The sequence below is a fragment of the Actinomadura darangshiensis genome (assembly GCF_004349235.1).
Taxonomy (GTDB): domain Bacteria; phylum Actinomycetota; class Actinomycetes; order Streptosporangiales; family Streptosporangiaceae; genus Spirillospora; species Spirillospora darangshiensis.
This window is the reverse complement of the sequence record NZ_SMKY01000462.1, coordinates 1-4,701: the sequence shown is the minus strand read 5'-3', so window position 1 is coordinate 4,701 and position 4,701 is coordinate 1. Positions and strand designations below refer to the sequence as shown.

At 68.4% G+C, this 4,701-nt stretch carries 8 protein-coding genes; 4 read left to right on the top strand and 4 right to left on the bottom strand.

What is annotated here, in order from left to right:
* Positions 1-49 precede the first annotated feature (49 nt).
* The 3 genes from E1293_RS44600 to E1293_RS49055 are packed head-to-tail and all read right to left on the bottom strand — an operon-like array spanning position 50 to position 1,625.
* Entirely contained in the window at positions 50-427 is a 378-nt protein-coding gene (locus E1293_RS44600; RefSeq protein WP_132205838.1) for a thioesterase family protein, read from the bottom strand.
* A gap of 14 nt (positions 428-441) precedes the next feature.
* A complete protein-coding gene (locus tag E1293_RS44595; protein ID WP_132205836.1) occupies positions 442-1,095 on the bottom strand; it encodes a response regulator in 654 nt (217 codons plus the stop codon).
* Positions 1,092-1,625: a sensor histidine kinase gene (locus tag E1293_RS49055; protein WP_243717496.1), complete on the bottom strand. Its 534-nt coding sequence runs from the start codon at positions 1,623-1,625 to the stop codon at positions 1,092-1,094. The genes E1293_RS44595 and E1293_RS49055 overlap by 4 nt, the downstream gene beginning before the upstream one ends.
* A 9-nt stretch (positions 1,626-1,634) precedes the next feature.
* Between E1293_RS49055 and E1293_RS49050 the strand changes: the two genes are divergently transcribed.
* Both E1293_RS49050 and E1293_RS44580 read left to right on the top strand, forming a co-directional pair.
* Entirely contained in the window at positions 1,635-2,363 is a 729-nt protein-coding gene (locus E1293_RS49050) for a hypothetical protein (RefSeq protein WP_207939492.1), read from the top strand.
* Between the two features lie 76 nt (positions 2,364-2,439).
* Positions 2,440-2,901, top strand: coding sequence for a peroxiredoxin (locus E1293_RS44580; RefSeq protein WP_132205830.1), 462 nt, complete (start codon positions 2,440-2,442; stop codon positions 2,899-2,901).
* Between the two features lie 48 nt (positions 2,902-2,949).
* Here E1293_RS44580 and E1293_RS44575 read toward each other — a convergent pair whose 3' ends face one another.
* Complete coding sequence (locus E1293_RS44575; RefSeq protein WP_132205828.1) at positions 2,950-3,291, bottom strand: hypothetical protein; 342 nt, start codon at positions 3,289-3,291, stop codon at positions 2,950-2,952.
* A 138-nt stretch (positions 3,292-3,429) separates the two neighbouring features.
* Between E1293_RS44575 and E1293_RS44570 the strand changes: the two genes are divergently transcribed.
* Both E1293_RS44570 and rarD read left to right on the top strand, forming a co-directional pair.
* A complete protein-coding gene (locus E1293_RS44570; RefSeq protein ID WP_132205826.1) occupies positions 3,430-3,933 on the top strand; it encodes a hypothetical protein in 504 nt (167 codons plus the stop codon).
* Positions 3,934-4,133: 200 nt separating this feature from the next.
* A partial coding sequence (gene rarD / locus E1293_RS44565) for an EamA family transporter RarD (protein WP_132205840.1) occupies positions 4,134-4,701 on the top strand: 568 nt, incomplete at its 3' end.

The window sequence follows — 4,701 nt, the reverse complement described above, 5'->3', positions numbered from 1 at the left end:
CCCGACCTCCGGACCCCTTCGGGTCGCCTCCTGCCGTACTGACCCCGCGTCACCGCCTCGACCGCGCCAGGAACCTCTCCCGATCCACGACGACCCGCTCGACGCGGCCCTTCCCCACCGCCGCGCCCCGCTCGTCGCTCGCCTCGACCGCGAAGACGAGCCGCGCCCCGTCCACCTCCTGCAGGACGGCCGTGACCGCCACCCGGCCTCCTACGGCGGTGGCCGCCAGATGCTCCAGCTCGACCCGCGTCCCGACCGACGTCTCGCCTTGACCCAGGTGAGGCGCGACCGCCTTCACCGTCGCGGCCTCCGCAAGCGCGAGCAACCTCGGCGTCCCGAGCACGCTCACATCGCCACTCCCCAGCTGGACGGCCGTATCCGCGTCCCCGACGACGACCGCCACCTCCGCCCGCAACCCCGGCTCCATACGCCCATCCTCCCTCAGGGAACGAGTCCGGTCTCGTAGGCGACGATGACGAGCTGAGCCCGGTCCCTGGCGTGGAGCTTGGCCAGAAGACGTCCCACGTAGGTCTTCACGGTCGCGAGGCTGAGCCGCAGATGGTCGGCGATCTCGTTGTTCGACAGGCCCTTCCCGACCAGGGCCAGCACCTCGCGTTCCCGCTCGGTGACGCCGTCGAGCCGCCTCGGCAAGGGCCGTCCCGGCTCCGGACGGCGCGCGAACTCCTCGATCAGCCGCCGCGTGACGCTCGGCGCGAGCAGCGCCTCACCGGACGCGACGACATGAACGGCCGCGAGCAGCTCGGCAGGCGGGGTGTCCTTGAGGAGAAACCCGGCCGCCCCCGCGCGCAACGCGGCGAAGACATACGCGTCCAGGTCGAACATGGTCAGGATGAGGACCCGTACCTCGGTGTCCGCACGGACGCGGCGCGTGGCCTCGATACCGTCCATCACCGGCATGCGCACGTCCATGAGGACGACGTCGGGTCGCAGGCTGTGGGCCAGCTTCACCGCTTCGGCCCCATCTGCCGCCTCACCGACCACGCTCAGGCCGGGTGCGGTCTCGATGAGGGCGCGGAAGCTTCCCCGTAGCAACGCCTGGTCGTCCGCGACGAGAACGCTGATCGGTTCGCTCACGGCTGCGCCTTGTAGGGAATCGTCGCCATCACCCTGAACCCCCGCCTGGGCAGCGGCCCGGCTTCGAGCCGTCCGCCGTACATGGCGACACGTTCCCGCATGCCGACCAGCCCGTGCCCGCCCGATGTCACGCCGCCGCCTGGGCCGTCATCGGCCACCTCTATGCGCACCCCATCTCGCTCGTCGCGAACGTCCACTCTGCACTTGGCGGGTGCAGCGTGCTTGACGACATTGGTGACCGCCTCTTGGACGATCCGGTGCACCGCCAGCCCGACCCCGTCCGGAAGATCCGTCGCCGAAACGGACACTTCCAGGCGCACACCGGCCGACTTCACCCGTTCCACCATGTCCGGGAGGTCGGCCAGGCCGGGCGGGGCGAGGTCCGGCTCGTCCCTCAGCACCCCGAGGAGCCTGCGCATCTCCGTCAGCGCCTCCCGGCTCGTGGCCTCGATGACCCGCAGCGCCTCCCGAGCCTCCCCCGGCCGCTCCCCGGCGATGTGGTTGGCGACCCCCGCCTTGACGGCGATCAACCCCATCCCATGCGTGACGACGTCGTGCAGCTCACGTGCGATCCGCAGGCGCTCATCGATCACGAGCTGGTGTTCGCGCTGCCGTTCAAGACGCTCCGCGTCGATCCTTCTCGCCCGCACCGTTCGTCCGACGAACTCCGCGCGCGCTTTGCGTTCTTCTTCCCGCATCAGCTCGCCGCCTACGACGATCACCCAACGCTCATGACCGCCTCCTACAGCGCGTTCGTTGCGGGCACCGTCGTCCTCACCCCGGGCATGCTCGCCCTGACCCGCCTTATCGGCACGCAGATCGCCACTCTGGCAGGAGCCCTCACCGTCCTGGGCCTCTTCACCCGGACGTTCCACGCCGGCATCGACCACCTGGCCTTCCAACTGGTGGACGCGCAAGGCCGCACTGCCGCGACACAAGCCGTTGCAGCCTCCTACCAGGGCTTCCACATCTTCCATTACACGACGTTCGCCATCATGCTCGGCTGGCCCCTGCTCGCCTACGCGGCCTACCGCACTCGCACCATCGGGGCCGTTCGTTCGATCGCCCTGGCTCTGACCGCCGCGCTCCCTCTGGGCGTCCTCAAGGGCACCACACCGCTCTCCATGGTCGCGGTGGCCGGTCTTGCTGTGGCACTCGTACCCCTGGGCCTGCGCATGCTCTTGGACGGCCCGCGCCCCTCCACGGCCCGCCTCGCCACCCTGACCGCCGCGGCCCTGACCCTCAGCTACCTCTCGTCCCTCGGTTGAGGTGAACGCCGCATCATGGGGCGCACCTACTACCCTGCAGATCGTCGTCACCGTTCCCCAATGAGGAGACCCCTGCATGACATTCGAAATCGGAACCGAGGCCCCTGACTTCACGCTCAAGGACCAGAACAACCAGGACGTCACGCTCTCGTCCTTCCGCGGCGACCGCGGTGTGCTCCTGGTCTTCTACCCGTTCGCCTTCTCCGGCATTTGCACGGGTGAACTGTGTGCGGTCCGAGACGACATCGCCGCATTCCAGAACGAGGACGTGCAGACCCTCGGCATCTCCGTCGACCACGTCTTCGCGCTGAAGGCCTGGGCCAACGAAGAGGGCTACGGGTTCCCGCTGCTCTCCGACTTCTGGCCCCACGGCGAGGTCGCCAAGCAGTACGGCGTCTTCAACTCCGACCGAGGCATGGCCGTACGCGGCACCTTCCTCGTCGACAAGTCCGGGATCCTCCGCTTCACCGAAGTGAACTCCCCCGGCGAGGCCCGAGACCAGGACGCCTGGAAGAAGGCGATCTCCAAGCTCTCCTGACCGGCGCCGGATGTACGCGGCCCTCCCGACGCGAGCCAGGCCGATCGGTCATTCCCGCACGACCTGTTCGGCGGCCACCGTGAAGCTGGTCCTTCCATCGACGGACTCGACGCCGTGCTCGAGTTCGACCACGACCCGGCCGCCATCGTCCTCGGCTCCGCACACCCGGCAGTCGAGGACGATGTCCTGCGGATAGGCCGCGTCGGGAGCAAGCCGTCCGGTCCCGTCAAAGACAGGGGCCTTGTCCAGCAATGTGACCCGAACACCGTCGGCGTCGACGAGCACCACTTCGACGACACCTGGCTGAGGGTCGTCACCAACCCAGCGCACGACCGTCGCGCGCACACCCATGCGCCGAGGCGCCGGTTCAACGATGCTGCTCAGCTTCATGAGAGATGCCCAACCCGGAGCCACCACCTCGGAATCGGCCAACGGTCGGTTGCGGTCTGCTCGATCCTCCGACTATACCGACGGTGTGCAGGGAGATACTGAGGGGCAGCAGCAGGCCGGCCAGGAGGGAATGGGCCAATGCGGCTGAGGTTCGTCGCGGCCGTTGTGGTGACGGCATTGGCCGCGCCGGGGTGCGCGGGAAAGCCCGCAGCGCCGCGCAGCCTTTGCGGCATCCCGATCAGTTCCGACGCGGTGGATCCGCTGCTCCCGGAAGGTGACGAGGTCACCGTGGGGAAGCTGGAGAAGCCCGAGTACCTTCCCACGGCGTGCCCGCTCTACGTCGACGACGACTACGCCTATACCTTCGCCGCGAAACATGACCCAGACGGCGACGACTATGTCAGGCAGATTCGGCAGGGCTCCCCCTCAGAGCCGCGCACCTTCAAAGGGAAGCTCACAGTTCGGACCGGCTCCGCGCGAGCCGTCGCAGATTGCCCCGGTGCACCGCATTCCGTCTACGCGGAGATTCAGCTCAACCCCGTCATCGACGAGGTGTTCGGCAAGGCCACGCCCGAGGACCTTGAAAACTTCCTCAACGCCTACGTGCCCGGCGTTCAAAAACACTACGGCTGCAAAACCTGATCGCCCGGCGAGCCGAAGTCACGCGCCGGCTGCGGCCAAATGTGTGGCCAGTCACCGGGGCTCCGACCGGGTAGAAGATGGCCGAGCGGTACTGGGGCCCGACTTCGTTGCCCTGGCCGATGCCTTGGGCCGGGGTCATGAGCGTTGATCGATTTGGTTGCTTACGGGCTGGTAGGTTGCCGATCGTGGTCAAACGGGGGATGGCGTACGGGGTCGCGGCCTATGTGATGTGGGGGCTGTTCCCGCTGTACTGGCCGCTGCTCAAGCCGGCGGGCGCGGTCGAGATCCTCGCGCACCGGGTCATGTGGTCGCTCATCGCGGTCGCCGTCGTGCTGGCGGTGCGGCGGACCTGGGTGCGGGGGCTGAGCCGGCGGCAGGGGGTGCTGCTCGGGCTGGCGGCGGTGGTCATCAGCGTCAACTGGGGGACCTACATCTACGCCGTCAACAGCGGGCAGACGATCGAGTCCGCGCTGGGGTACTTCATCAACCCGCTGATCAGCGTGGTGTTCGGCGTGGTGATCTTCCGGGAGCGGCTGCGGCCGTGGCAGTGGTGCGCGGTCGGGCTGGGGGCGGCGGCGGTGGTCGTGCTGACCGTCGACTACGGGCGGCCGCCCTGGATCGCGCTGACGCTGGCGTTCGCGTTCGGCACCTACGGGCTGCTCAAGAAGGTCGCCGACATGCCCTCGGCGGAGAGCCTGGCCGTGGAGACGGCCGTGATGTTCCTGCCCGCACTGGTGTTCGTGGTCTGGCTAGAGGGACGGGGTGACG